This is a genomic window from Kitasatospora sp. NBC_01250 (genome assembly GCF_036226465.1).
GTDB lineage: Bacteria > Actinomycetota > Actinomycetes > Streptomycetales > Streptomycetaceae > Kitasatospora.
The window spans coordinates 1,547,852-1,574,393 of record NZ_CP108476.1 but is presented as its reverse complement, the minus strand read 5'-3'; the positions used below and the strand labels follow the sequence as shown (position 1 = coordinate 1,574,393).

Annotated in this window: 23 protein-coding genes and 1 riboswitch; of the genes, 9 read left to right on the top strand and 14 right to left on the bottom strand. The window is 74.3% G+C overall.

Annotated features, from left to right (window positions below; translation table 11 throughout):
- Positions 1 to 15: 15 nt before the first annotated feature.
- The 4 genes from OG500_RS07025 to OG500_RS07010 form a co-directional block, all read right to left on the bottom strand.
- The gene (locus OG500_RS07025) at positions 16 to 462 is read right to left on the bottom strand and encodes an SRPBCC family protein (protein WP_327065528.1); all 447 of its coding nucleotides are present in this window, start codon (positions 460 to 462) and stop codon (positions 16 to 18) included.
- A gap of 4 nt (positions 463 to 466) precedes the next feature.
- Positions 467 to 622 (bottom strand): hypothetical protein, encoded by a 156-nt coding sequence (locus tag OG500_RS07020; RefSeq protein ID WP_327065527.1) that lies wholly within the window; start codon positions 620 to 622, stop codon positions 467 to 469.
- An 87-nt stretch (positions 623 to 709) separates the two neighbouring features.
- Positions 710 to 1,408, bottom strand: coding sequence for a transcriptional regulator (locus OG500_RS07015; protein WP_327065526.1), 699 nt, complete (start codon positions 1,406 to 1,408; stop codon positions 710 to 712).
- 133 nt (positions 1,409 to 1,541) lie between these two features.
- Positions 1,542 to 2,453 carry a glutaminase gene (locus tag OG500_RS07010; RefSeq protein ID WP_329577788.1) on the bottom strand — a complete coding sequence of 304 codons (912 nt, stop codon included), beginning with the start codon at positions 2,451 to 2,453 and terminating at the stop codon, positions 1,542 to 1,544.
- A 122-nt stretch (positions 2,454 to 2,575) separates the two neighbouring features.
- On the opposite strand from OG500_RS07010, the gene OG500_RS07005 reads away from it, so the two are divergent.
- Both OG500_RS07005 and OG500_RS07000 read left to right on the top strand, forming a co-directional pair.
- Entirely contained in the window at positions 2,576 to 3,454 is an 879-nt protein-coding gene (locus OG500_RS07005) for an Fpg/Nei family DNA glycosylase (protein WP_329577785.1), read from the top strand.
- Positions 3,455 to 3,568: 114 nt separating this feature from the next.
- The gene (locus tag OG500_RS07000; RefSeq protein ID WP_329577782.1) at positions 3,569 to 5,203 is read left to right on the top strand and encodes an AMP-binding protein; all 1,635 of its coding nucleotides are present in this window, start codon (positions 3,569 to 3,571) and stop codon (positions 5,201 to 5,203) included.
- 6 nt (positions 5,204 to 5,209) lie between these two features.
- Here the strand turns inward: OG500_RS07000 and OG500_RS06995 are convergent, their stop codons facing one another.
- The 6 genes from OG500_RS06995 to OG500_RS06970 all read right to left on the bottom strand — a co-directional run bounded on the left by OG500_RS06995 (position 5,210) and on the right by OG500_RS06970 (position 12,449).
- Positions 5,210 to 7,321 carry an elongation factor G-like protein EF-G2 gene (locus tag OG500_RS06995; RefSeq protein WP_327065522.1) on the bottom strand — a complete coding sequence of 704 codons (2,112 nt, stop codon included), beginning with the start codon at positions 7,319 to 7,321 and terminating at the stop codon, positions 5,210 to 5,212.
- A 156-nt stretch (positions 7,322 to 7,477) separates the two neighbouring features.
- A complete protein-coding gene (locus OG500_RS06990) occupies positions 7,478 to 8,944 on the bottom strand; it encodes an MFS transporter (protein WP_329577776.1) in 1,467 nt (488 codons plus the stop codon).
- A gap of 75 nt (positions 8,945 to 9,019) precedes the next feature.
- Complete coding sequence (locus OG500_RS06985) at positions 9,020 to 9,871, bottom strand: isocitrate lyase/PEP mutase family protein (protein WP_329577774.1); 852 nt, start codon at positions 9,869 to 9,871, stop codon at positions 9,020 to 9,022.
- 82 nt (positions 9,872 to 9,953) lie between these two features.
- The gene (locus OG500_RS06980; RefSeq protein WP_327065520.1) at positions 9,954 to 10,841 is read right to left on the bottom strand and encodes a DMT family transporter; all 888 of its coding nucleotides are present in this window, start codon (positions 10,839 to 10,841) and stop codon (positions 9,954 to 9,956) included.
- Between the two features lie 84 nt (positions 10,842 to 10,925).
- Positions 10,926 to 11,384 (bottom strand): YchJ family protein, encoded by a 459-nt coding sequence (locus OG500_RS06975; protein WP_329577770.1) that lies wholly within the window; start codon positions 11,382 to 11,384, stop codon positions 10,926 to 10,928.
- A gap of 69 nt (positions 11,385 to 11,453) precedes the next feature.
- Positions 11,454 to 12,449: a LysM peptidoglycan-binding domain-containing protein gene (locus OG500_RS06970; RefSeq protein ID WP_329577767.1), complete on the bottom strand. Its 996-nt coding sequence runs from the start codon at positions 12,447 to 12,449 to the stop codon at positions 11,454 to 11,456.
- 68 nt (positions 12,450 to 12,517) lie between these two features.
- Positions 12,518 to 12,684: riboswitch (cyclic di-AMP (ydaO/yuaA leader) on the bottom strand.
- Between the two features lie 289 nt (positions 12,685 to 12,973).
- Between OG500_RS06970 and OG500_RS06965 the strand changes: the two genes are divergently transcribed.
- The 6 genes from OG500_RS06965 (at position 12,974) to OG500_RS06940 (ending at position 21,355) form a co-directional block, all read left to right on the top strand.
- On the top strand, positions 12,974 to 13,399 hold the full coding sequence (locus OG500_RS06965; protein WP_327065517.1) for a PPOX class F420-dependent oxidoreductase: 426 nt from the start codon (positions 12,974 to 12,976) through the stop codon (positions 13,397 to 13,399).
- 167 nt (positions 13,400 to 13,566) lie between these two features.
- Positions 13,567 to 14,157 carry a hypothetical protein gene (locus OG500_RS06960; protein ID WP_329577764.1) on the top strand — a complete coding sequence of 197 codons (591 nt, stop codon included), beginning with the start codon at positions 13,567 to 13,569 and terminating at the stop codon, positions 14,155 to 14,157.
- Positions 14,158 to 14,317: 160 nt separating this feature from the next.
- Positions 14,318 to 15,502, top strand: coding sequence for a hypothetical protein (locus tag OG500_RS06955; RefSeq protein ID WP_329577761.1), 1,185 nt, complete (start codon positions 14,318 to 14,320; stop codon positions 15,500 to 15,502).
- Positions 15,503 to 15,826: 324 nt separating this feature from the next.
- Complete coding sequence (locus tag OG500_RS06950; RefSeq protein WP_327065514.1) at positions 15,827 to 17,467, top strand: APC family permease; 1,641 nt, start codon at positions 15,827 to 15,829, stop codon at positions 17,465 to 17,467.
- Between the two features lie 127 nt (positions 17,468 to 17,594).
- Positions 17,595 to 20,054, top strand: a complete 2,460-nt coding sequence (locus OG500_RS06945; protein ID WP_329577756.1) for a SpoIIE family protein phosphatase — start codon at positions 17,595 to 17,597, stop codon at positions 20,052 to 20,054.
- Between the two features lie 149 nt (positions 20,055 to 20,203).
- A complete protein-coding gene (locus OG500_RS06940; RefSeq protein WP_329577753.1) occupies positions 20,204 to 21,355 on the top strand; it encodes an alpha-hydroxy acid oxidase in 1,152 nt (383 codons plus the stop codon).
- Positions 21,356 to 21,367: 12 nt separating this feature from the next.
- On the opposite strand, the gene OG500_RS06935 is transcribed toward OG500_RS06940, so the two are convergent.
- Positions 21,368 to 21,793 (bottom strand): DoxX family protein, encoded by a 426-nt coding sequence (locus OG500_RS06935; protein WP_327065511.1) that lies wholly within the window; start codon positions 21,791 to 21,793, stop codon positions 21,368 to 21,370.
- 111 nt (positions 21,794 to 21,904) lie between these two features.
- Positions 21,905 to 22,609 carry a Mut7-C RNAse domain-containing protein gene (locus OG500_RS06930; RefSeq protein WP_442907126.1) on the bottom strand — a complete coding sequence of 235 codons (705 nt, stop codon included), beginning with the start codon at positions 22,607 to 22,609 and terminating at the stop codon, positions 21,905 to 21,907.
- Between the two features lie 307 nt (positions 22,610 to 22,916).
- Between OG500_RS06930 and OG500_RS06925 the strand changes: the two genes are divergently transcribed.
- Positions 22,917 to 23,573 (top strand): NAD(P)H-binding protein, encoded by a 657-nt coding sequence (locus tag OG500_RS06925; protein WP_329577749.1) that lies wholly within the window; start codon positions 22,917 to 22,919, stop codon positions 23,571 to 23,573.
- Positions 23,574 to 23,586: 13 nt separating this feature from the next.
- Here the strand turns inward: OG500_RS06925 and OG500_RS06920 are convergent, their stop codons facing one another.
- Both OG500_RS06920 and OG500_RS06915 read right to left on the bottom strand, forming a co-directional pair.
- Positions 23,587 to 24,294: a DUF5825 family protein gene (locus OG500_RS06920; protein WP_329577745.1), complete on the bottom strand. Its 708-nt coding sequence runs from the start codon at positions 24,292 to 24,294 to the stop codon at positions 23,587 to 23,589.
- Between the two features lie 42 nt (positions 24,295 to 24,336).
- On the bottom strand, positions 24,337 to 26,253 hold the full coding sequence (locus OG500_RS06915) for a RiPP maturation radical SAM C-methyltransferase (RefSeq protein ID WP_329577742.1): 1,917 nt from the start codon (positions 26,251 to 26,253) through the stop codon (positions 24,337 to 24,339).
- Between the last annotated feature and the right edge of the window lie 289 nt (positions 26,254 to 26,542).

Sequence of the window (26,542 nt, the reverse complement as noted above, 5' to 3'; positions counted from 1 at the left end):
GCGGTGGCCGCCGGGTCAGCTGCCGCGCAGCGGGCGCTCCTCCTCCACCAGGCGCTTGAACTGGGCGAGGTCGCCGCGCACGGTCTCCTCGATCGCGTGCGACTGGGCGAAGCCGTGCGGCCCGCCGTAGACCTCGTGGACGGCCTCCGGGTCGTACTCGACCCGCACCTGCACCCGGGTCGAGCCGTTGTCCAGCGAGCGCAGCGCGAAGGTGCCGCGCAGGTGGGCGGCGTCCAGGGTCTGCCAGTTCATCACCTGGTTCTCACCGTGGTCGCTGATCGCGGTCTCGAAGACCCGCTCGGCGCCGGCCACCTCGATGTCGCAGTGGGCGCGGTTGCTGCCGTGCGGGTGCGCGTGCCGCAGCCCGCTGACGAACGCCGGGTACTGGTTGACGCGGTGCAGTTGCTCCCAGGCCACCTGGACCGGGACCTCGACGTCGATCTGTTCTTCCAGTGTGCTCATCCGCTTACTCCGCGTCCTCATAGGGGTCGCCCTCGGCGCGGGACTCGTCCTGGGCGTGCTGGACCTGTTCGGAGGTGACGCCCTCCAGCCGTTCCTGCGCCTCGATCTGGGCAGCGCGCTGCTCCGCGTCCTCGCCGGACTGCGGACTGGCCATGGACATCGGTGCCTCCCTGTTCGAGCGGGGCCGGGCCGGCGTGGCCCGCCGACATGTCCAGCGTGCGCCCAGGGCCGGGAGCGGGCAACCGGCTCAGGCCAGGCCGAGGCCCGGGTCGTCCTCCGGCGCGGCGGCGGGGCCCAGGTCGGCCAGGGTGTTCCAGAACATCAGCTCGTAGGCCTGCAACAGCCGCCCGTAGCGGCGGCCCTCGGCCAGCCGCTGCTCGTCCAGGCCGCCGGCCTCGATCACCGCGACCGCCTCGTCCTCCAGCTCCGGGGCCGGGGTGGCGAAGAAGTCGAAGAAGGCGCAGGCGGCGTCGGAGAACCCGTAGTGCCGGCGCAGCGCCCGCGCCGTGATCGCGCAGTAGCCGCCCCAGGCGGCGAAGTTGGCGGCCAGCGCGAGCACGATGGCGGTGGGCTCGCCGTTCAGTGCCAGCCAGGCCAACTGGCCCGGGTAGGCCTGGCAGCCGGCCAGCGGTTCGCGCTCGCCCAGCGCCTGCTCCGACAGGCCGCAGCCGGCCGCGAACGCGCCCAGCGCGTCCAGCGCCTGCGACTCGCCCTCGGCCAGGCGCGCGAAGTAGCCGCCCGCGGGGGTGTCGGCGCAGCGCGCGGCCAGCACCAGGAAGCTGCGCCGGTCGCTGCGGATGATCCGGTGCTGCTGGGCGGCCAGTTCGGCGAGCACCGCGACCGGGGCCACGCCCTCGTCGATCCGGGGGATCAGGCGGTTCTCCCGTTCCGCCGGGGTGAGCTCCCGGCGGACGGTCAGCAGGGCCTCGCGGGGCGTGGGGGTCATCGGCGGCCGTCTCCCTCGGGCACGGAACAGCTGGACTGTTCGGCGGGCCGGGCCGGGTCGAGCCCCGCGTCGGACCGCCCCGGCCAGCGTAGCCGGGTCGGCCCCGCGGGTGGTCCGGCGCGCTGAGGGCCCGTCAGAAGACCGACCAGCCGGTGGCGGTGGTGAAGGCGTCCAGTGCGGCGACCGCGCCGACCGAGTTGCCGGCCCGGTCCAGCGCCGGGCCCCAGGCGCAGAGCGTGCCGCGCCCCGGGACTATCGCCAGGATCCCGCCGCCCACCCCGCTCTTGCCGGGCAGCCCGACCCGGAACGCGAAATCGCCGGCCGCGTCGTAGGTGCCGCAGGTGAGCAGGACGGCGTTGATCCGCTTGGCGTCGCTGCGCGAGAACAGCCGGCTGCCGTCCCTGCGCAGACCGTGCCGGGCCAGGACGAGGCCGGCCAGCGCCAGGTCCCGGCAGCTGGCGGCGATCGCGCAGTGTGCGTAGTAGTGCGAGAGCACCGCCTCGACCGGGTTCTCCAGGTTGCCGTAGCTGGCGATGAAGTGGGCCAGGGCGGCGTTGCGGTGGCCGTGTGCGGCCTCCGAGGCGGCCACCACGGGATCGGTGTCCAGTTGCGGGTTGCCGGACTCGGCGCGCAGGAACTCGCGCACGGCGGCGCCGGCGTCCCCGGTCAGGGTGAGCAGGTGGTCGGTGACCACCACCGCGCCGGCGTTGATGAACGGGTTGCGCGGGATGCCCTGCTCGGACTCCAGCTGGATCAGCGAGTTGAACGGCGTGCCGGAGGGCTCGCGGCCCACCCGGTGCCAGATCCCCTCGCTGCCGGCGGCCAGGGTGAGGGCGAGGGTGAAGAGCTTGGAGATGGACTGCACCGAGAACGGCACCTCCCAGTCCCCGGCGCCGTACACCTCGCCGTCGACGGTGGCCAGCGCCAGGCCGAAACTCCCCGCGTCCGCGGCGGCGAGCGCGGGGATGTAGTCGGCCACCCGGCCGGTGGTCAGCAGCGGGCGGGCGGCGTCGACCGCGCGCTGTAGTTCGAGCTGGTAGTCCATGGATTCACCCTGCATATGATCACTTTTTCATGGCGCGGCGCCCTGGACCAATGCCTCGGACAATGCCCCGCCGACATCCGGTGGACGGGCGGAGCGCCCGGCGGACGAGCAGACTGGGGGATGTGCCCGAGCTGCCCGAAGTCGAAGCGCTCAGCGTCTTCCTGACCGACAACCTGGTCGGCCAGGTGATCGGCCGGGTCCACCCGGTGGCCGTGAACGCGCTCAAGACCTACCAGCCGCCGGTCACCGCGCTGGAGGGCCGCACGGTGACGGCCGTCGGCCGGCGCGGCAAGTTCCTGGTGATCACCGCCAGTGCGCCACCGGCGGCGAACCTGCACCTGGTGATCCACCTGGCCAGGGCCGGCTGGCTGCGCTGGCAGCAGAACATGTCGGACGTGCCGCCGCACCCCGGCAAGGGGCCGCTGGCGCTGCGGGTGCGGCTGGCGGACTCCAGCAGCGGCTTCGACCTGACCGAGGCCGGTACCAAGAAGGGGCTGGCCGTCTCCTGCGTGGCGGACCCGGCCGAGGTGCCGGGCGTCGCGCGGCTGGGCCCCGACCCGCTGGACCCGGCCTTCACCGTGGCGGCGCTGCGCGCGATGCTGGCCGGCGAGCGGCGGCAGCTCAAGGGGATGCTGCGGGACCAGAGCGTGCTGGCCGGGATCGGCAACGCCTACTCGGACGAGATCCTGCACGCCGCCCGGATGTCGCCGTTCAAGCAGGCCGCCCGGCTGACCGAGGCCGAGACCGAGACGCTCCACCGGGCGATCGGCGACACCCTGCGGGATGCCGTGGCACGCTCGCACGGGCTGGCGGCGGGCGAGCTGAAGGCGGAGAAGAAGACCGGCCTTCGGGTGCACGGCCGGGCCGGCCAGCCCTGCCCGGTCTGCGGCGACACGATCCGCGAGGTCTCCTTCGCCGACTCGGCGCTGCAGTACTGCCCGACCTGCCAGACCGGCGGCAAGCCGCTGGCCGACCGGCGGCTGTCGCGGCTGCTCAAGTAGGGCCGACCGGCTGCGGCGGGAATCGGTTGGTGCACGTCAAGAGGTGCATGGTCGGGGCCCCGGCGGGGTAGGGCAGCCTCGTTTCCCGCATTCCACCCTCAGCTGGAGCTGCCCATGCCCGCCGACGCCCACCTCAGCCATGCCCGTGGTGAGACCGAACCGCCCCTGCTGGCCGAGACCATCGGCGCCAACCTGGCCCGCACGGTGGCCGCCTTCGGCGAGCGCGAGGCGCTGGTCGACGTCCCGGCCGGGCGCCGCTGGACCTACCGTGAGCTGGCCGACGACGTGGCCGTGGTCGCGCTCGGTCTGCTCGCCCAGGGGGTGCGGCCCGGCGACCGGATCGGCATCTGGTCGCCCAACCGCGCGGAGTGGATGCTGCTGCAGTACGCGACGGCGCGGATCGGCGCGATCATGGTGAGCATCAACCCGGGCTACCGCACCCACGAACTGGAGTACGTGCTGCGCCAGTCCGGGACCCGGATGGTGGCGGCCACGCCGCGCTACAAGACCTCCGACTACGCGGCGATGCTGACCGAGGCCCGGCCGAACTGCCCGCAGCTGCGCGAGGTGGTGCTGTTCGGCGAGGACTCCTGGGAGCAGCTGCTCGTGGCGGGGCGGCAGGGCGACCCGGCGGCGCTCGCGGCCGTGGAGGCCGGGCTGCGGCCGGACGATCCGATCAACATCCAGTACACCTCGGGCACCACCGGGTTCCCCAAGGGCGCCACCCTCTCGCACCGCAACATCCTCAACAACGGCTACTTCGTGGCCGAGTTGTGCGAGTACACCGAGCGCGACCGGATCTGCGTGCCGGTCCCCTTCTACCACTGCTTCGGCATGGTGATGGGCAACCTGGCGGCCACCACGCACGGCGCCTGCGTGGTCATCCCGGCGCCCACCTTCGACCCCGCCGCCACGCTGGCCGCCGTCGCCGCCGAGCGGTGCACCTCGCTCTACGGCGTGCCGACCATGTTCATCGCCGAGCTCAACGACCCCGGTTTCGCCGACCACGACCTCGGCTCGCTGCGCACCGGCATCATGGCCGGATCGCCCTGCCCGGCCGAGGTGATGAAGCAGGTCATCGAGAAGATGCACATGGGCGCGGTCTCGATCTGCTACGGCATGACCGAGACCTCACCGGTCTCCACCCAGACCCGGTCGCAGGACGGCTTCGAGCAGCGGATCGCCACGGTCGGCCGGGTCGGCCCGCACCTGGAGGTGAAGGTGGTCGACCCCGGCACCGGCGCCACCGTGCCGCGCGGCGAGGCGGGGGAACTGTGCACCCGCGGCTACTCGGTGATGCTCGGCTACTGGGACGAGCCCGAGCGCACCGCCGAGGCCGTCGACCCGCAGGGGTGGATGCACACCGGCGACCTCGCGGTGATGGACCAGGACGGCTACCTCGCCGTCACCGGGCGGATCAAGGACATGGTGATCCGCGGCGGCGAGAACATCTACCCGCGCGAGATCGAGGAGTTCCTGCTCACCCACCCCGACGTGCTGGACGCCCAGGTGGTCGGGGTGCCCGACGAGAAGTACGGCGAGGAGCTGATGGCCTGGATCCGGCTGCGGGCCGGCGCGCCGGAGCTGACCGCCGAGGCGCTGCGGGCGTACGCCACGGGCCGGCTCGCGCACTACAAGATCCCGCGGTACGTGCACCTGGTGGACGCGTTCCCGATGACCGTGACCGGCAAGGTGCGCAAGATCGAGATGCGGGAGGAGGCGGTCCGGCTGCTCGCGGGGCACGAGTGAGCCCGGTCAGTCCGTGGGCTTGGCGACCTTCTCGGCCAGCGCGCCGGGCATCGGCTCGTACCGCAGCGGTGTGCGGGTGAACGAGCCGGTGCCGTGCGTGAGCGAGCGCAGGTCCACGGCGTAGCGGGTGAGTTCGAGCTCGGGCACCTCGGCGCGCAGCAGGCTCCGGCCGGCTCCGGCCGCCTCGGTGCCGAGCACCCGCGCGCGGCGCACCGACAGGTCGCTGAAGACCCCGCCCAGGTACTCGTCCGGGACGAGTACGCCCACCTCCGCCACCGGCTCCAGCAGGCGCACGGTGGTCTGGGCGGCGGCGTCGCGCAGCGCCAGCGCGGCTGCCGACTGGAACGCGGAGTCCGAGGAGTCGACCGAGTGGGCCTTGCCGTCCACCAGGGTGACCCGCACGTCCACCAGCGGGTAGCCGTCGCCCACGCCGTGCGCCAGCTGGGCCCGCACGCCCTTCTCCACCGAGGGGATGAAGTGCCGGGGCACCGCGCCGCCGACCACCTGGTCGACGAACTCGAAGCCCGTGCCGCCGGGCAGCGGCTCCACCAGCAACTCGCAGATCGCGTACTGGCCGTGGCCGCCGGACTGCTTGACCAGCCGGCCGTGCCCGGTGGCCGCCGCGCCGAAGGTCTCGCGCAGCGCGACCTGGTAGGGCACCTGCTCGACCTGGACGCCGAACTGCTCGCCCAACTGGTGCAGCAGCACGCCGATGTGGGCCTCGCCGGTGCACCAGAGCACCAGTTGGCCGGTGGCGGGGTTCTGCTCGACCCGGACGGTCGGGTCCTGGGCGGCCAGCCGGGCCAGGCCCTGGGAGAGCTTGTCCTCGTCGCTGCGGCTGTGCGCCTTGACGGCGATCGGCAGCAGCGGCTCCGGCAGCTCCCACGGAGTGAGCACCACCGGGGCGGCCGGGTCCGAGAGGGTGTCACCGACCCGGGCCGCGGTGAGCTTGCTGACGCAGACCAGATCGCCGGCCACCGCGTGCGGGACCGGGCGCTGCTGCTTGCCGAACGGGCTGGTCAGACCGGCGATCCGCTCCTCGGCGGTACCGTCGCCGGCCACCTCCTCGGTGGCCGCGGGCCCCGCGGAGCGGCCGGCCAGGTGGACCAGCAGGTCCGGGTGGACGGTGCCGGAGAAGACCCGGACCAGGCTGAGCCGCCCGACGTACGGGTCGCCGGTGTTCTGGATCACCTGGGCCACCAGTGGGCCGGCCGGGTCGGCCTTCGCCGCTCCGGCGTCCAGCGGCTCGGGCAGCGGGCGGTCCGTCGGGGCGGGGAAGGCGGAGACGATCAGGTCGAGCAGGTCGACCGCCCCGGTGCCGTCCTCGCCGAGCGGCAGCAGCGGATGGATGGCGTCGTGCAGCACCGCACCGCGCAGCCCGCGGGCGAGTGCCCCCGCAGCCAGCGGCTCGCCGCCGACATAGCGCTCCAGCAGCTCGTCGTCCTCGCCCGCGATGGCCTCCACCAGCTGCTCGCGGGCCGGCCCGGTCGGCGGGGCGGGCTCCGACTGGCCGTGCGTCTCGCCGGAGAGCAGCTCCACGGTGCCGCGCAGCCGCCCCTCGCTGCGCACCGGGAGGTCCACCGGCTGCACCGAGTCGGGGCGGCCGTCGCCGAGCGCCTCCCGGCAGGCCGCCAGCACCGCGTCGAAGTCGGCCCTGGCTGCATCCATATGGGTGACGGCGATGGCGCGCGGCAGCCCGAGCAGCGCGCACTCCTGCCAGAGCGCGCGCACCGGACCGGTCACCGGATCGGTCGCCGAGACGACGAAGACGGCGGCGTCGGCGGCCCGCAGCGCGGCCCGCAGCTCGCCCGCGAAGTCGGCGTGACCGGGCGGGTCGAGCAGGTTGATCTTGACCCCCTGCCACTCGACGGGGACCAGGGACAGGCGCACCGAACGCTGCTGCTGGTGCTCGATCTCCTCGTGGTCGGAGACCGTGCTGCCCTCGTCGACCCGGCCCGCCCGGGTCAGCGCCCCGGCGGCCAGCGCCAGCGACTCGGTGAGGGTCGTCTTGCCGGAGCCGCTGACGCCGACCAGGACGACATTGCGCAGGTGCTCGGGGTGATCGGCGACGGGCGCCCGCCCGGCCGCCCCCGCCCGCGATGCTGCTCGCTCGGACATGCCGGTGCTCCTCGATTGCGCAGGAGAGGTGGGGTGGGTGGAGAGATCGGTGGAGAGCTGTCCTTCGAGCTTTCCACCCAGGTCGGCCGGGGTCCACCGGGACATCGGGGTTTCCCGTTGCCCATCGGGTGGGAAACGGGAAACCGCCTTGCTGCCTCAGCGTGAGCCGGCCGCGGCCGGGGCGACGGACGCTTCGGCCGTCGGAGCGGCACCCGCGGCGGTGCCCGCGCCCGTCCGGCGCTGCACGGCGGCCAGCACCAGGGCGGTGGCCACCGCCAGGACGGTCGCCACGACCACCGCGATCCAGGCGTGCCGGAAGGCGTCCAGCGCCTGCTGCGCGCTGCGCGGGGTGCCCAGCACGCTGACCACCACCGCGACCCCGACCACCGCGCCGATCTGGCGGCCCATCGTGGTCACTGCCGAGCCGGTGGCGAACCGGGTGGGCGGCAGCGCGGTGGCGGCCGCGCCGATCAGCGTGGGCAGGGTGAGCGCGACCCCGACGCCGGTGAGCAGCATCCCGGGCAGCAGCTCGCCCGCGTACCCGGGAGTGGTCCGCACCGTCGCGATCCACCAGGCGATCCCGGCCGTGAAGCAGAGCAGTCCGAGCGCCGCCAGCCGGCCGTGCCCGAGGCGGCGCAGCAGCGGCCCGGCGCCCAGCGTGATCGGCGGCACCAGCAGCGGCCCGGGCGCCATGGCGAGCCCGGTGCGCAACGCGGAGTAGCCCCAGACCTGCTGGCACCAGAGCACCGAGGTCAGCAGCATGCCGGAGAACGCGATGGTGAAGAGCAGCGCCGTCGCGTTGGCGGCGGCGAAGACCGGCACCCGCAGCAGGGGCAGTTCGACCACCGGCGCGGGGTGCCGGGCGGAGCGCAGCAGGAAGCCGGCCGTCAGGACGACGGCCCCGGCCAGGCTGCCGATCACCCGGGCCGATCCCCAGCCCCAGCCGTCCGACTTGACCAGGCCGATCGCGAGCAGCGCGATGGCGGCGGTCAGCAGCAGCGCGCCGACCAGGTCGGGCCACGGGCCCTGGCTCCGGGCGCGGGGCCGGGGCAGCACCCGCAGGCCGGCCACCAGCCCGGCCGCCCCGACCGGCAGGTTGACCAGGAAGACCCAGCGCCAGTCGGCCTCGACCAGCAGCCCGCCGAGCACCGGGCCCAGGCCGGCCGCGATCCCGCCGATCGACGCCCAGGCCCGGACGGCGCCGGGTCGCCGCTGCGGCTCGGTGGCGTCCAGCAGCAGCGCCAGCGAAGTGGGCATCAGCAGCGCACCGCCGAGCGCCTGCAGCAGGCGGGCGCCGACCAGCCAGCCGACGCCGGGCGCCAGCGCGCAGAGCGCGGAGGAGAGCGTGAACAGCGCCAGCCCGGCCAGGAAGGCACCGCGGTGGCCCACCCGGTCGGCCAGCCGCCCGGCGGGCACCAGCAGGGCGGCGAAGACGATGGCGTAGCCGTTGAGCACCCAGGAGAGCGAGGTCAGCGTGCTGCCGTGGAAGTGCTGGTTCATCGCGGGCAGCGCGACGTTGACGATGAAGAGGTCGAGGTTGGAGACGAAGACGGCGGCGGCCACGACGAGGAAGACGGCGCGGGAGCCGCCCGGTCGCGCGTTTGGATTTCCAACTATGTGCATGACGTGGCACGGTAGTGGGAGTGGGTTTGGAAACGCAACTCTATGAGGTTGGAGAGAGGCGGACGCCGGGTCGGCTCAGTCCGTCCCGGGCACCGCCATCAGGGCGTTGGCGTCGCCGAAGGGCAGGGCCTCGGCGAGCGCGGCGAAGCTGCCGGTGCGCAGGACGGCGTCGGCCGCGCGCCGGGCCGCGCCGAGGGCGACCCGGGAGAACCCGGAGCCGATGCTGATCCGCCGCGCGCCCAGCTCGCCGAGCTGGCTGACCGTCAACTCGGCCAGTGGGCCGGCGGCCAGCACGTTGACGGGGCGCGAGACCGCGGCGCAGACGGTGCGCACGGCCTCGGCGTCCGGCAGGCCGGGGGCGAAGAGCACATCGGCGCCCGCGGCCTCGAAGGCCTGCAGGCGCCGCACCGTGTCGGCCAGGTCGGGGCGTCCGTGCAGGAAGTTCTCGGCGCGCGCGGTGACGGTGAACGGGAGGTCCAGCCGCCGGGCCGCCGCGACGGCGGCACGCACCCGCTCGACGGCCACCTCGAACGGATGGATCGGGGCCTGCTCGTCGCCCGTGGCGTCCTCGATCGACCCGCCCACCAGGCCCGCCTCGGCGGCGAGTTCGATCGTGGCGGCGATCGCCTCGGCGTCCGGGCCGAAGCCGCTCTCCAGGTCGGCGGAGACCGGCAGGTGGGTGGCGCCGACGATCGCGCGGGCGTTGGCCAGCGCCTCCGCGCGGTCGACCAGCCCCGCGCCGTCGGGCCGGCCGAGCGAGAAGGCCAGGCCCGCGCTGGTGGTGGCCAGGGCGGCGAAGCCGAGACCGGTGAGCAGGCGCGCGGTGCCCGCGTCCCAGGCGTTGGCGACGACGAACACGTCCGGGCCGGTGTGGAGTTCGCGGAAGGCGAGCGCGCGGCGGCGCTGGTCCTCGAGGGAGAGCTGCACGGAGAATCCTCTGCTGAAGGCGACGGTGGCAGTTGTGACGGTGAGGGCGGTGACGTCGGGGGACGGACGCGCGGGCGGCGGGTCAGGGCCGCCGGGAGAGCGCGACGCCGCCCAGGCAGAGGCAGCCGCCGAGCAGGGTCAGCAGCGCCGGCACCTCGCCCAGGACCGCCCAGGACATCACTACCACCAACGCGGGCACCGCGTAGGTGGTCGCGCCCATCCGGCCCGCCGTGGTGCGGGAGAGCGCGTAGGCCCAGGTGCTGAACGCCAGGGCGGTGGGGAACAGGCCCAGGTAGACCAGGTCCAGCGTGGCCGAGGCCGGGGCGTGGGCGAGCTGACCGGCCAACTGGCCGCTGAACGGCAGGCAGACCACCATGCCGATCAGGCAGCTGAACGCGGTGGCCTGCAGCGGGGTCGCGTGCTGCAGCGCGGGCTTCTGGGCCACCACGCCGGCCGCGTAGAGCAGGGCGGCGACCAGGCAGAGCAGCACGCCGAGGTACGAGGCGCCGCTGCCACCGGACTTGGACAGGCCCACCACCACGGCTCCGGCGAACGAGACCGCCATCCCCGCCATCAACCGGCGCGGAAACCCCTCGCGCAGCAGCCAGCCGCTGAGCAGCGCGATCACCAGGGGACCGATGTTCACCACCATGGCCGCGGTGCCCGCGTCGACCTTCTGCTCACCCCAGTTGAGCGCCAGCATGTAGAGCCCGAACCAGAGTACGCCGCTGAGGGCTATGCCGGGCCAGGAGGCGCGTGGCGGCAGGCCCTCGCCGCGCACCGCCCAGATCGCGAGCAGCGCCACCGAGCCGACCGCGAGGCGGCCCAGGGCCAGCACGCCGGGGCTGTAGTGCTCGGTGGCGGAGCGGATCGCCACGAAGGAGGAGGCCCAGAGCAGGACGGAGGCGGTGGCCGCGGCCACCGCCTTGGAGTTGAGTCGGGTGGTGCCGGCGGTGGCAGGGAGGTCCATGGGGGCAAACTAATCGGTGACCGAAGCTTCCAGCACGCAATTTATCGGTGCCAGGGCCTCACCAGCGGTGCGGTGGCGGTTCGTTCAGTCGGTCGCGGTGATCGTGCCGTCCAGGTAGACCCAGGATCCCTCGTGGCGCATGAAGCGGCTGTTCTCGTGCAGCCGTCCGTCGAGCCTGCCTTCGACGTAGTGGGCGACGAACTCGACGGTGCCCTCCTGGTGGAACGGGCCGCCCTCGGTGCTGCCCAGGATGTCCAGGCGCTGCCAGTGGAGCCGCGGGTCGAAGTCGACCTCGGCGGGCCGGGTCCGCGGGTGCCAGCTGCTCAGCAGGTAGGCGCTGTCGTGGACCACGAAGGCGCTGAACCGCGATCGCATCAGCTGCTCGGCGGTGGCCGCCTCGGCCTCGCCCCGGTGCAGCCTGCGGCAGCAGTCGGCGTAGCTCGCCGGCCGGCCGCAGGGGCAGGGGAGTGACCCGTCGGACGCGGCGGGCGCGAGGGCGGGGGCGGGCCTGGCCGGGCGGGTGCGATTGCTGCGCTTGGACATGACCCCATTCTGACGGGCCCCGGCGGTGCCCGGTGACAGTCCACCGGGCACCACCTGACCGGGCACTCCCTAGGAGGGGAGCTGCAGGTGCTGCCCGGGGAAGATCAGGTCGGGGTTGCCGCCGACGGTGCCGAGGTTCTCCTGGTAGAGCTGCTGCCAGTTGTCGACGTGGTGGTCCATCGCGATGGCCCAGAGCGAGTCGCCGCTCTGCACCGTGTAGCCCTGACCGGCGTCGCTCTGCCCGGTCGGGGCCGCCTGGCCGGTGGTGGGGCCGACCGGGGCCGCGGGCACGGCCGGTGCGGGTGCCACGGGAGCGGTCGGGGTGGTGTCGCCGGCCGGCGTCTGGGCGGTGCCGGGGGCGGTCGGTGCGGCCGGGGGCGTGGTCGCCGTCGGGTTCGGGCTCGCGCTGGGGGCGGGCGTGCTCGGCGCGGGTGCGCTCGGGGTCGGCGAGGCGGTCGGGGTGGTCGGGCCGCTGGTCGGCGCGGTGGAGGGTGCGGTGGTCGGCGCCGTCGGCGTGCTGCTGGGCGTCCCCGTCCCCGTCCCCGTGCCGGGGGCCGGGGTGGTGGGCGCAGCCGGCGTGGTGGCCGTCGTCGTGGGCGTGGGGCTCGGCGTGGGTGCCGCGGTGGGCGCGGTCACCGGCGCGGGCGAGCCGACCGGTGCGGGGGTACCGCTCGCGGGCGGCGTGCTGGGCGCGGTGGGCGCCGCAGGCGCGGTCGTCGGGTTGCTGCTGGGCGTTCCGGTCGGCGCGGCCAGCCCGGCCACCGCCGCGCAGCTGCCCCAGACGCTCGGTCCCTGGCTGGCGAGCAACTGCTCCGCCACGGCGATCTGCTGCGCCTGGGTGGCGTGCGAGGCCTGCGCCGCGTACTGGTCGCCGCCGTTCGCGACCCACTGGCGCTGGGTGAGGTGCAGTCCGCCGTAGTAGCCGTCGCCGTTGTCGGCGGTCCAGTTGCCGCCGGTGACGCACTGGGCGAGCGAGTCCCAGGTGGTGACCGGCGCGGCGTGCGCGCCGGTCGCGGTGAGCAGCGGCAGGGCGACGCCGACGCCGGCCACGGTCGCGGCGGCCACGGCGCGATCGGTCTGGGTCGGGCGGCGGTGCCGGCCCGGGCCTGAGAACACCCCGGATATGCCCATGGAACATCCCTCTCCGCACGCCTGCGAGGTGAGCTGTCGGGTTCGGGCCGGGAGGCTGGCCCGGCCGCCCGCCCGGACGGATCCGGCGGACGGCTTCACCCCTAGCCGCGTGGGGACGGCGCTGAACCTGGGTCCCCCGCGCCTGCCCAGAAGTCGGTGATCGAGGACCCGGAGCGCGGTGGGCAGGACTCGGCGTACCTCGTCCGGGCACCCGCGTCGGCGGGTTGCAGGGAGACTAGACGGATCATCACTCCGATAACAACCCCGCATCGCACACGTCACACAAGAATCACGGAAGCTGCGCGGTGCTCCGTATCGACACCTCTTGCGCGTACTGCGTCAGGTCCGCCCGCCCGACGGGTGACGAACCCGCCCGGCGGGCGGGTGTCCGCCGCTAGGTTGGGCGCTGGAACCGTCATCGACCGACGGACCGTCAACTCGACGCAGAGGAGAGGCCCATGGCCGACGAGGCCAAGATCCGTGAGCTGTTCGCCTCCCGGATCAACGGGGTGCTGGTGACCCTGAAGCGGGACGGACGGCCGCAACTGTCCAACATCCGCTACGCCTACGACCCGGCGAGGGAGCTGATCCGGGTCTCCGTCACCGCGGACCGGGTGAAGGCGAAGAACCTGGCCCGGGACCCGCGGGCGAGCCTGTACGCGACCAGCGAGGACTTCTGGACCTGGGCGGTGGCCGAGGGCACCGTCGAGCTGACCCCGGTGGCCGCGGCGCCCGACGACGACACGGTGGAGGAGCTGATCGACCTCTACCGCGCGCTCGACGGCGAGCACCCCGACTGGGACGACTACCGGGCCGCGATGGTCCGCGACCGCCGGCTCGTGGTCAAGCTGCACGTGGAGCACTTCTACGGCCAGACCCCCTGAGACCGGGGCGGAACAGCGGCGTGGGACAGGGCCGGGCGGGCCGGTGCGGCGGCCCGCCCGGCCCCGCGCGCGGGTTTGCCCGATCGGCGGACACCGCGCCGCGTGCCGCAGCACGATAGGAGGGGCGCCCGGGCCCGGGTGTGGGCGGGCGCGCCGGGAGGTGGGCTGTGCACGAGCTGGAGCCGGCCGTCGAAGCGGCCGAGGGCGATCCGCACTGGTGGTGGGAGGTGGACTCCGCGCTGATGGGCAAGGCCTCCGCACTGGAGGTGTCCATGTACTGGGCCCTCGGCCTGACCCGCTGGGCGGCCGGCCACGACCCCAGAGTGGCCGGCGGCGATCTGGAGGCCGTGCGGACCCTGTTGGGCCTGGCCATCTACCGCGCGGCCCAGGGCGAGGCCGTCACCGATCCGGGCCGGATCCCCACCCTGCTGCCGCTGCTGACGCTCGCTCGCGGCGTGGCCAGGAGCACCGCCGAGGCCCGGCCGCTCGGCTACGGCGACCGGGGCCGGCTGCGGTTGGCCGACCGCGCCCGGCTGCGCGCGGTGCTGGCCGATCCGGACCGGGCGGTCTTCGAGGGCCTGCGGAAGGAGACGGTGCTGGTGCTGGTCGCCAACACCGACCACGCCCGCACCGAGCTGTGCCGGCGCGCCAACGACGCGACCGTCTGGAAGGACCGCCCGCTGATCACCATCAGCACCCGCGAGGCCCACCTGCCGGAGCACGGGCTGCTGCCCTGGGACTGGTACAGCACGGGGTGAACGCCGCGCCCGGACCCGCCGCCACCTGCGACGACGTGCACCCGGTGGCGGGGGTCGGCCCGGTGGCCCCGGCGCCGTGCGGCGGGGGCGGCTCCCGTACGCTCGGGTGCTCCACGGGTGGAGCAGGACAGCGTAAGCAGTACAGGGGGAGGCCAGAACGATGAGCGCCGACGATGTGTGGCGGGCGCCGGATCCGGACGCGGAGCCGGTGCGCCGGCCGGATCCCGCGCCGTACCAGGGCCCCGCGCCCCACCCCGCTCCCGCGCCGCACCAGGGCGGCTGGCCGCCGCCCGGCCTCGCCTGGGGCTACCGGCCGCCGCCGCCCCGGCCCGGCGTCATACCGCTGACGCCGCTGGGCATCGGCGAGGTGATCAGCGGCGTCTTCCGCACCCTGCGCCAGTACGCCAAGGCCCTGCTGGTCCCGCTGTCGCTCGCGGCCCTGGTCGTGCTCGCGCTGTGCGGGGTCTACCTGGCGGTCGGCTACAGCGCGGTCGGCGGCATCATCGATGACGCCCGCAGCCAGGTGGACTACCAGCTGACCGACGGTCAGGCGACCACCGTCGGCATCACGGCGGTCGTCGGCGTGCTGCTCCTGCTCTGCTGCTTCTGGGGCTTCTCGCTGGTGGCGACCACCGTGAGCACGGCGGTGCTGCGCCACGCCGCGGTCGGCCGGCCGGTGACGGCCGGCCGGCTCTGGTCGGAGAGCCGGCCCTACCTGGGGCGGGTGATCCGCACCCAGCTGCTGCTCGGCCTGGCCGCGCTGGGCGGCCTGCTGGTCGCGGTGCTGCCCGGGGCGCTGATCGGGCTGGCCACCGGCAGCGCGGCCGTCTTCGGCGTGCTGACCGCCTGCCTGCTGCTGCCGGTCGCGGCGTTCGGCGGCTATGCCGCGGTCCGGCTGGCGCTGGTGACGCCGGTGCTGATCCTGGAGAACCAGCCGCCGGTGGCGGCGGTCCGCCGGGCCTGGCGGCTCAACGAGGGCTCCTGGTGGCGCAGCCTGGGCATCCCGTACGTGGTCCGGATGATCGGCTCCTTCGCCGCCCAGGTGGTCACCGTGCCCGCGATGATCATCGGAGTGGTGGTCATGGTCAGCACCAGCGCCCCGACCGAGCGGATCGACGAGTACGGCGAGGCCGTGACGAGCAGCGTGCCGACGGCCTTCGGCGTCTTCTTCCTGATCGGCTGCGTGCTGGTCGGCTACGGGCTGGCGATGGCGCTGGCCGCGCCGCTGCAGCCGTTGACCGACGGGCTGCTCTACCTCGACCGGCGGATCCGCCGCGAGAACCTGGCGGCGGTGCTGGCCGCCGAGGCGCAGCGTGCGGCCTCGGCGGAGCGCGATCCGAGCTGACGTCGAGTCGGTCCGGCAGGACCGAGGGGTCGGTCCGGAAGGACCGGGGCCTGGGCCGGGCAGGGGAAAGGTTCCCGGCCCAGGCCGGACCGGGTGGGTGGGGCAGGGCCTGGCGGGGCCGGGTCGAGCCTGGCACGCCCCGGCGCGCAAATCAACGCTTGCTGACATGATTCTCCGTCACATCCATATCAGCAGGTGATGATCCCTCGCCCGCTAGGCCGGACGGCTGGCGATGATGGCGCCCGTTCGGCGTGCGGCACGCGGGCCGGGGCCGTTCTGCGGGAGCGTCGGGCTGACCCCCGCCGTCGTCCGAGAGGACCAGCCATGGCAACGCCCGCTCCGGCGCCCCCGAACAACTCCCAACGGCACGTCCTGCGCCGCGAGGTCGGCATGCTCGGCCTGCTCTGGGCCTCGGTCGGAGCGATCATCGGCTCCGGCTGGCTCTTCGGCGCCGAGAAGGCCGTCACGGCCGCCGGTCCTGCCGCACTGCTCTCCTGGGGCGTCGGCGCGATCGCCATCGTGCTGCTCGCCCTGGTGCACGCCGAGCTCGGCGGCCTCTTCCCGGTGGCCGGCGGCACCGCGCGCTACCCGCACTACGCCTTCGGCGGCTTCGCCGGCATGTCCTTCGGCTGGTTCACCTGGCTGCAGGCCGCCACCATCGCCCCGATCGAGGTGCAGGCGATGATCGGCTACGCCCGGCACTGGAGCTGGGCGGACGGCTTCCAGAACAAGAACCAGACGCTGACCGGCTCGGGTTTCGCGGTCGCCGCGGTGCTGCTCGCGATCTTCGTCGCGATCAACTTCCTCGGCGTCAAGTGGCTGGCCCGCACCAACAGCGCGGCCACCTGGTGGAAGGTCGCCGTGCCGGTGGTGACGATCCTGATCTTCGCGTCGCAGGAGTTCCACGGCTCCAACTTCACCTCGCAGGGCTTCGCGCCCTTCGGCGCCCGCGGCGTGCTCTCGGCGATCAGCACCAGCGGCGTGATCTTCGCGCTGCTCGGCTTCGAACAGGCCATCCAGTGGGCCGGCGAGAGCACCCACCCGCGCCGCGACATCCCCCGCGCGGTGCTCGGATCGGTGCTGATCGGCAGCCTGGTCTACATCCTGCTCCAGGTGGTCTTCATCGGTGCGCTGCCCCCGGACACCTTCGCCAAGGGCTGGGGCAACCTGACCTACCAGGGCATCAGCGGCCCGTTCGCCGGGCTGGCCACGCTGATCGGGCTCAGCGGGCTGGCCACCGTGCTGTACATCGACGCGATCATCTCGCCGGCCGGCACCGGCCTGGTCTACATCACCTCCAGCTCCCGGATCACCTACGGCCTCAGCCGCAACGGCTACGCGCCGCAGGCGATGCAGGCCACCGACCGGCGCGCGGTGCCCTGGGCCGGCCTGCTGATCGCCTTCGTGGCCGGTGTGCTCTGCTTCCTGCCCTTCCCCAGCTGGCAGCGGCTGGTCAGCTTCATCACCTCGGCGGTGGTGCTGATGTACGCGGGAGCGCCGCTGGCCTTCGGCGTGCTGCGCAAGCGCTTCCCCGACCTGGAGCGGCCCTACCGGCTGCCGGCCGGCGAGTTCGTCTCGCCGCTCGCCTTCGTGATCGCCAGCCTGGTCATCTACTGGTCCGGCTGGGACACGCTGTGGCGGCTGGGCGCCTCGATCCTGCTCGGCTACCTGCTGCTGGGCTCCTACGCCGCCTACGCCCGGTCCAAGGGGCTGCCGGGCGCCCCCCGGATGGACTTCCGGGCCGGCCAGTGGCTGCCCGTCTACCTGGTGGGCATGGGCGTGGTCTCCTGGCAGGGCCAGTTCGGCGCGGGCGCCGAACACCACCTGCCGCTGTGGTGGGACATCCTGGTGATCTCGGTCTTCTCCCTGGCCGTCTACTACTGGGCGCTGGCGGTGTCGCTGCCGGCGGCCGACATCGAGCGCAACATCGCCGATGTCGAGGTGCTCGACGCGGGCGGCCACTGACCGCTCCGGCCCGTCACCGAGCGTGGCCCGGCAGGCGGTCTCCGGTCACTGCCCGGAGCGCCGCAGCGCCGAAACGGGAAGTCCGATGGAGGATGAGGAGAGAGCGCGACCGGGCGAGGTGGACGGCATGGACGACTCCCGCTTCCCGTTCCTCGACGGCGTGGCAGGGGTACTGGTCGACGGCGGCGGCAGGATCATGGACTGCACGGCCGCCGCCGAGACGCTGCTGGCCCTCCCCGCAGGGGTGCTGCGCGGGCGCCGGGTCCGCGAGCTGCTGGCCGCACCGGCCGAGCCGGCCGGCCCACCGAGCACGGCCGGGCCGCAGGGCTACGCGCGGCGCGGCAGCAGTTGGGCGGGGCGGGTCAGCGTCCACACCGGCGACGGGCGGCTGATCGCGCTGGAGGTCCGGATACTGGTGCTGCGCGGTGCGCCCTTCGGTGACCGCAGCAGCGCCCGCTATGTCGTGCTCGGTGCCCGGGCCGGCGCCGCGGACCGCTGGCGCCAGGACCAGGCGTTCACCCGCGAGCTCTTCCTGCAGGACCGGCTCGGCCTGGTGGTCTTCGACCAGGACCTGCGGATCGTGCGGACCAACACCCACCTGCTGCCCTACTCCGGCATGCCGGTCACCCTCACCGGGCGCAAGCTGGCCGACTTCCTCCAGCCGCAGGACGCCGCCGCCTTCGAGCAGCACCTGCGCGAGGTGATGGAGACCGGGCGGCCGCTGGTGCTGGCCGAGGAACTGGCCCGCACCGTGATAGACCCGCGCGGCGGCCGGATGATGGCGATCTCCGCGTTCCGGCTGCAGGCCTCCGACGGTGCGGTGATCGGCCTGACCGCGCTCTTCAACGACATCACCGACGAGTACCGCACCCGGCGGCGCCTGGCGCTGCTGCACCAGGTCACCGTGGCCACCGGGCGCTCGCTGTCGGTCACCGAGAGCGCCCAGCAGCTGGCCGAGGCGCTGGTGGGCGACTTCGCGGACGTCGCGGTGGTGGAGGTGGCACCCGCCGTCTTCACCGGCGAGGAGCCGGCCCCGGACCGCGACGGCCTGCTGCTGCTGCGCCGCACGGCCGTGGCGGGGCCGCCCGAGGCGGTGCCGGCCACCGGGGACAGCGTGCAGGTCGGACCGGACGGCGCGGAGGCGGCCGGGCTCGCCGCGGACCTGGGGGAGCCCTGGCTGGTCACCGCCCCGCTGATCGCCCGCGGCCTGCTGCTCGGCCGGATCGGGGTGCGCCGCGACCACTGGAAGGAGGCCTTCGAGGAGGAGGACCGCACGCTGCTGCGCGAGATCGCCGCCCGCGCCGCGCTCGCGCTGGACAACGCCCGCCGCTACACCCGCGAGCACCGTGCCGCGATCGGCCTGCAGCGCAGCCTGCTGCCGCCGGCCGTCCGCTCGGTCGCCGCGGTCAGCACTGCCAGCGTCTACCTGCCGACCGACACCGTGGGCGGCGTGGGCGGTGACTGGTTCGACGTCATCCCGCTCTCCTCGGCCCGGGTGGCGCTGGTGGTCGGCGACGTCACCGGGCACGGCCTGCACGCCTCGGCCACCATGGGCCGGCTGCGCACCGCCGTGCGCACGCTGGCCGACCTGGACCTGGAGCCGGACGAACTGCTGGTCCACCTGGACGACCTGGTGGCCCAACTGCTCGTGGAGGCGGCGCTGGCGGCCGACGGGGAGGTGGACCTGGAGGCGGAGGGGCTGGACCCGGGCCGCTACGGCGCCGGTGTCCAGAGCCACCCCTGGGCCGAGGCCGAGGCCGAGGGCGAGCGGGCCGCCGGCCGGGCCGCCCGGCCGGAGCCCGGCTCGTTCGGCGGGACCTGCCTGTACGCGGTCTACGACCCGGTCGCCCGGACCTGCACGGTGGCCAGCGCCGGCCACCCGCCGCCCGCCGTCGCCCACCCGGACGGCAGCACCGAGTACCTGCCGGTGGCGCCCGGGCCGCCGCTGGGCGTGGGCGGGCTGCCGTTCGAGGCCACCAGGGTGGTGCTGGAGCCGGGCAGCGTGCTTGCGCTCTACACCGACGGGCTGATCGAGCGCGGCGAGGGCGACATCGACAGCGGGATGGACGAGCTGACCAGGCGGCTGGCCGCGGTCCGGGCCCAGGACCTGCCGCTGCCGGAGGCCGGGCAGCGGATCATCGCCGGACTGCCGCCGACCCGGCTGCACGACGACGTGACCCTGCTGCTGGCCCGCACCAAGGTGGTGCCCGCCGCCGACACCGCCGTCTGGTCGGTCGAGCCCGACCCCGCGGCGGTCGGCCGGGTGCGTGAGGACGCCACCCGGACGCTGGTCGCCTGGGGCCTGGAGGAACTGGCCTTCACCACCGAGCTCGTGCTCAGCGAGCTGGTCACCAACGCGATCCGCTACGCCGGCGGGCCCGTGGTGGTGCGGCTGATCCGGGCGGACATGCTGACCTGCGAGGTCTCCGACGGCAGCAGCACCCAGCCGCGGATGCGCCGGGCCCGGCTGACCGACGAGGGCGGGCGCGGGCTCTACCTGGTGGCGCAGCTGACCAGCCGCTGGGGGAGCCGCTACACCACCTCGGGCAAGACGATCTGGACCGAGCAGGAACTGCCGGGGCGGTAGCAGCGGTAGCGGCGGGTGCGCGGCGGCCCGGACCGTGCGGCGGGCTTTCGCACGGCCCCCGATCGGAGGAGAGTAGCGAACTGACTTATCGTCAGATCCATTCGCACACAAGACCATTGGTGCGATGGACGGGGCAGGGGTGGTGGACTGTGGCGCAGTTGCCGACGGCGGGGCGGGTGCCGGTGCAGGGCAGTGGGCACGGAGAGGAGCAGACGCTGGCGCGGCTGCTCACCGTGGCGGAGTACGAGGAGCCGGCGCGGGCCCGACTGCCCGCCCCGGTCTGGGACTTCCTGGCCGGTGCCAGCGGTACCGAGACGCTGCCACGGGCGGTGCGCCAGGCGCTGGACCGGGTCCGGCTCCGGCCCTCGGTGCTGGTCGACGTCGACCGGGTGGACCCGGCGGCCGAGCTGCTCGGTGCCGCGCTGGGCATGCCGGTGGGCATCGCGCCGATGGCCTACCACCGGCTCTGCGATCCGCAGGGCGAGGTCGCCACCGCCCGGGCCGCCGGAGCGCAGGGTGCGCTCTTCATCGCCTCGATCTTCGCCAGCCGGACCCTGGAGGAGATCGCCGCGGCCGGTGCCGGACCCTGCTGGCTCCAGCTCTACTGGCTGCGCCGCCGGGAGGCGCTGATCCAGCTGATCGCCAGGGCCGAGGCGGCCGGCTTCCGCGCGCTGGTGCTCACCGTCGACGCCCCCCAGGTCGCCCGGCGGCTGCGGGACGACCGCAACGCCTTCACGCTGCCCGATCACGTCCATGCGGTCAATCTGGACCCGGAGTTGATGACCGCCAGCCATGTCCGGCAGGACGGCCGGTCGGCCATCGTCCGGCACGCCCGCGAGCAGTTCGACGCCTCGATCACCTGGTCCGACCTCGGCTGGCTGCGCCGGCAGACCTCGCTGCCGCTGGTCCTCAAGGGCATCCTGACCAGCGAGGACGCCCGGCGGGCGGTGGACGCGGGGGCGGCCGGCATCGTGGTCTCCAACCACGGCGGACGTCAACTGGACGGCGCGATACCGGCGATCACCGCGCTGCCGGAGATCACGGCCGCCGTGCGCGGGCGCTGCGCGGTACTGGTGGACGGCGAACTGCGCACCGGCGTCGACGTGTTGAAGGTGCTCGCGCTCGGCGCGGACGCGGCGCTGCTGGGCCGCCCCGCACTGTGGGGGCTGGCGGTGGCGGGCGAGGCCGGGGTGAGCGCGCTGCTGGCGCTGCTGCGGGAGGAGTTGACGGAGGCGATGGCGCTGGCGGGGCGTCCGCGGGTGCGGGACGTGGACCGGGGGCTGGTGCGGGTGCTGGGCTGACGGCGCCTCGGATCAGCTGCGCTCGGTCTGCGCGGCGCGGTGCACGCGCAGCGCCCAGCGCACCAGCGGGACCTGGAGCGGCAGGCGGGCGAGCGCCGCGGTGCGCAGCGGGAGCGGGCGGTCGCGCCAGTCGGCGGCCATCTTGACGTTGGCCGGGAAGACGGCGACGAAGAGTCCGGCGGCGGCCAGCGCGCCCAGCCTGCGGGTGCGCGGGGCGGCGACGGCCGCCCCGATCGCGAGCTCGGCCGCCCCGCTCGCACGGGTCCAGGCGCGCGGGCTGCCGGGCAGCGCACGGGGCACCATGGCGTCGAAGGTGCGGGGTGCGACGAAGTGCGTGATGCCCGCGCCGATCAGCAGGCCGCCGAGCAGCCGCGCGGAGCGCGTGGACCCGGGGGAGGCCGAGGGCCGCACGCCGGGGCGGGGCGAGGATGCGGGCACGGGGCACTCCATCGTTCGGCGACCCGCCGTCGGGGCGGATCCCGCTGCGGTGTCGTTACCGGAGAGTAGCTCCTGGTCGTGGCGCGCGGAAGCGTCAGGTCCGGACAGGCCCTATGGCCGGGCCGGCTGTGTCGGCCGGCCGGGGCCGAACTCGCCCAGCGCCTCGTCCACGATCGCGGTCAACCGGGCGTGGTGCGCCCCGCGCCAGTACACCTGCCCGCAGTCCGCGCAGCGGGCGAAGGCGTCGTAGGAGCGCTCCGTGCCGTCCTCCAACTGCTCCTGCACAGTGGCCTTCGCGGCCTGCCGCAGTTGCCCGTTGCAGCTCGTGCACCTGGTCCAGGGGGCCAGTGGCGGCGCGAACCGGGAGAGCACGTCGCGCAGTTGCTCCTCCGGGCGGTGGCTGTAGACGTATCCGCCCGCCCACAGCTCGCGGCGCCGCAACAGGCCCCGGTCGCGCGAGAGCAGCACCCGCTGCTCGGCGGCGGAGCGGGCGGCGAGCGCGGCGTCGCCGATGTCGGGGTTCTCGTAGGCCGCGTCGATCCCCAGTAGGCGCAGCCGTCGGGCCAGGGTGCCGAGATGGACGTCGAGCAGGAAGCGGGGCGGGCCGGGCAGCGGCTGCGGCCGGGTCACCCCGCGCACCGAGATCTGCTCGCCGTGCCGGGGCAGGTGTCCGGCGGGCACCGGGCGGCCGTCGGCCAGCAGCTCGCCGACCTCGGTCAGCGGCACACCGAGCGACTCCACCAGGTGGCCGAGGGTGGCGGCGCCGTCGGTGCGCACCATCGACCGGCCGATCCGCCGCGCCGCAGGGAGGAACATGCGCAGCTCGGCGGCCACCTCGAGCCAGACCTCGGGTCGCTCGACGGCAGTGGTGGTCGCGGCGGTCGCGGAGGCCGCCGCGGGCTCGACGTTCTCGATGTGCTCCACACCGTCCAGCATGCCAGCGCGGGGGCGGCCGGGGCCAGCAGGTTTCCGGGCCCGGCGCAGGGCCGGTCTGGTCGGTCGGGCCGGCCCCGGGACGCGCAGCTGTCGGTCGGGGCCGACGGTCCGGTCGGCGGTGCGCCATCCGGTGCTGACACGGTGTCAGAAGCCTGCCGCGGAGCGCCCGGCCGGTAACGTGGCCCGCATGCGTATCGTCATTGCCGGAGGCCATGGTCAGATCGCCCTCCACCTGGAGCGGCTGCTCGCCGAGCGCGGGGATCGCCCGGTGGGCCTGATCCGCCGTGCCGAGCAGGAGGCGGACCTGCGGGAGCGCGGCGCCGAGCCGGTCCTGCTCGACCTCGAAACCGCCGACCGCGCGCAGGTCGCCCAGGTGCTGGCCGACGCCGACGCGGTGGTCTTCGCCGCCGGTGCGGGGGCGGGCAGCGGTGCCGCGCGCAAGGACACGGTCGACCGGGCGGCGGCCGTCCTGCTGGCCGACGGCGCCGAGCAGGCGGGGGTGCGGCGCTACGTGATGCTCTCCTCGATGGGCGCCGACGCCCGGGCCGGGGACGGCGCGGACCCGGTCTTCGGCGCCTACCTGCGGGCCAAGGGCGCGGCCGACGACGACCTGCGCGCGCGCCCGGGCCTGGACTGGACGGTGCTGCGCCCGGGGCGGCTGACCGACGACGCGCCCACCGGGCTGGTCCGGCTGGCCGATTCGACCGGCCGGGGCGCGGTGCCGCGCGCCGACGTGGCCGCCGTCATCGCCGCGCTGCTGGCCGACCCGGCGCCACTGGTGGGACGCACGGTGGAGCTGGTGTCGGGCGAGGACACCGTGGCGCGGGCCGTCGCCACTGCCTGACGTTGCGCCCGCCTCACAGCACGATCGGTGCGTGCGCCCAGCGCCGGACCCGGTAGGGCAGCCACCAGAACAGCTCGCCCACCTGGCCGACCAACTGCTCGCCGCGCAGGTCGGCCAGGATGTGCGCGGGCAGATCGGCCTGCGGGGCGCCGTCCACCAGGCGCTCGATGACCTCCTGGTAGTCCGGCTCGTCGACCGTGAAGCGGCGCAGTTCGCCCCAGCGGCGGTCGCGGATCTGGACGAACCCCGGGCCCTTGCGCCACAGGCACTTGCCCACGTGGTGGGTGTCGGTCCACAACCGCAGTGCCGCGTCGGGGTCGGCGGGGCCGAGCAGGGCGGTCGGCGGCTGGAGGTGGCCGAGTTCCTCCCAGGCCTCGGCCCGCGGACCGAGGCGCAGGGTCCAGTCGACCTGGACGGCGCGTGCGGTCAGGTCCCGGATCAGGCAGAGCCGGTGGACCGTCGCCGAGGCGGTGGCGGTGGCGGTGGCGGTGTCGGTAGTGGTGGCGGTGTCGGGGCTGGTGAGGTCCACCGTGCCCGGGATCTCCACCCGGCGGGCGCCGAGGTCCCAGAGCCGCTGGGCGGCGGGCCCGCTCGGGCCCGCCACCTCCACGGTGCCGAGGGACATCGACGGCAGGTACCGCGTGACCGGCTCGACGTCACGCCAGGCCCGGACCGCCACGGTGGCCGGTCGCGGCGGCGCGGTGAGTGCCGTGGTGTTCATCAACTCTCCTGCTGCTGTTGGGGTTTGTCCGGAGAGGTGCGGTCAGGCCGGCACCTGTTCGGGCCGGGTCGCCGGCCAGTCCTCGGCCTCCTGGCGGGCCCGCCGGTAGCCGAGCCTGAGCAGCTCCTGGTTGACCGCGGGCGGCGCGACCTGGACGTACTGGCCGTTGTCGGTGAAGACCAGGCCCTGGGCCGACCAGCGGTCCAGCAGTGCCTGGACGGCTACCGCGTCCGCCTGTGCGCAGCCGGGCCGGGCGGCGACCTTGCGGGCCAGTGCGGCCGGTGCGTGCGGCTGGTCGAGCAGTCGGAAGGCGGCCAGTTCCAGCGGCTCGGAGAGCTCCAGGACGGTCCAGTCGAAGGCCCGGCGCCGGCTCACCAGGACGATCCGGTCGCCGAGGTCGGTGTGGGTCAGCCGACTGGCCGCGTGGTGCTCCTGCCAGGCGGCCAGCGCCTCGTTCAGCCGGGCCACGGTCGGCTCGCCGATGCCGCGCGGCGGCACGTCGAAGATGTAGGCGAGGTCGAGCAGTTCGGCCTCCGGCAGGTCGTAGACGACCCGGTAGGGGAGGGCCGGGCGCAGCTCGGAGAAGCCGAGTTCGGGCCGGTTGAAGTACGGACTGAACCGCTCGATGGCGATCCGGGCGGACAGGTCGCCGGGCGGGTCGAGGTGCTCCAGCGCCGGGAGTTGGCCGATCACCCCGTCGTAGTCCCGGTCCTGCTCGCCGGGGAAGCCGTGCAGGTAGTTCCAGGCCACCGAGAGGCCGGCGGCCGAACCGTCGCGCAGCATCCGGACGTTCTGGCAGCCGCTGACGCCCTTGTCCATCAGGTCCAGCACCCGGTTGTTGAGGCTCTCGATGCCGGGCTGCACGTAGACGAGCCCTGCGTCGGCCAGCGTCCGCAGCTGGGACTGGCGCATGTTGGCCTTGATCTCGATGTGCAGCCGCAGGTCGTAGCCGGTCTCGATCAGGCGGGGCAGCAGGGTGGTCAGGTAGCCCATGTCGAGGATGTTGTCGACCACGAACATGTCCAGCACCTGGTGCTCGCGGGCGAGTTCGACGATCTCGGCGAAGAAGGCGTCCGGGTGCTTGCTGCGGAACTGCATCGAGGAGCCGTTGAGGCCGCAGAAGGTGCAGTGGTGCTTCTCGCCCCACCAGCAGCCGCGCGCGCCCTCGACCACCAGCTTCGGCTCGGTCCAGGTCCGCGCGTGCGAGGCGGCCAGCCGCTCGAAGTAGCCGCGGTAGTCCGGCCGGACGATCGCCGCCGGCGGCAGCGGGGTGGTGCTGATCGGGTTGGCCCGCGGGCCGGACGCGTCGCGCCAGCACAGGCTCGGCACCGTGGCGAGGTCCCGGCCGGCCGCCAGCGCGTTGAGCAGCTGGGGAAAGGCCACCTCGCCCTCGCCGCGGACGACGTGGTCGACGAAGGGGAAGTTGCGGTGCATCGCCTCGCCCTGCGCGCCGTCGCAGTTCGCGCCGCCCAGCACGGTCACGATCCCCGGTGCCAGCCGCTTGACGTGCTTGGCGGCGGCGAGCGCGGCGGTGTTCTGCTGGAAGGTGGAGGTGAAGCCGACCACGTCCGGCGCTGCGGCGACGATGGCCTGCGCGATCTCCTGGACGAACCGCGGTGCCTGGCGGTGCAGTTCGACGGCCTGGCGCAGCCGGTCCTCGTCCAGGTGGCTGCCGAGCAGCTCGGTGAACTCGGCCTCGCGCCACTGCGGGTCGTCGTACAGCGCGGAGGAGAAGACCCAGTCCCCGCAGCCGAGGAAGTAGGAGTCGAGCGAATAGTACTCGTAGTCGCCGAGCGTGAACTCCCCTTGCCGGGTGAGCCAGTCGACGTACTCCAGGTTGGCGTGCAGCACCTCCGCCTGTCCGTCCGTCTTCTCGTCGACGGCCCGTTTGAGAATGCCCAGGGCCAGCGACGGCACGTCGATCGGCGACCAGGGCATGTTGACCAGGAGCACGCGCACGGTCTTCCTCTCCTCTCCATTGTCCTGCGTCGGGACCTCTTGCGTCGCCGGGACTTCTTGCGCCGGGAGTTCCTTCGCCGGGCTTCCTGCGTCCGGACTTCCTGCGTCCGGACTTCTTGCGTCCGGACTCCTTGCGCCGGGACGGCCGGCCGTCCCGGCAGCGGTGCCCGGGACGACCGGCGGTGGTTGCCCGGGTCAGCTCATCAGGCCGGCGTGAGGGCGCGGAGCGTGATCGGGATCCGAACGGTGACTCCGATCGGCGGCATCTTGATGTGCGGCTCGGCGGCGG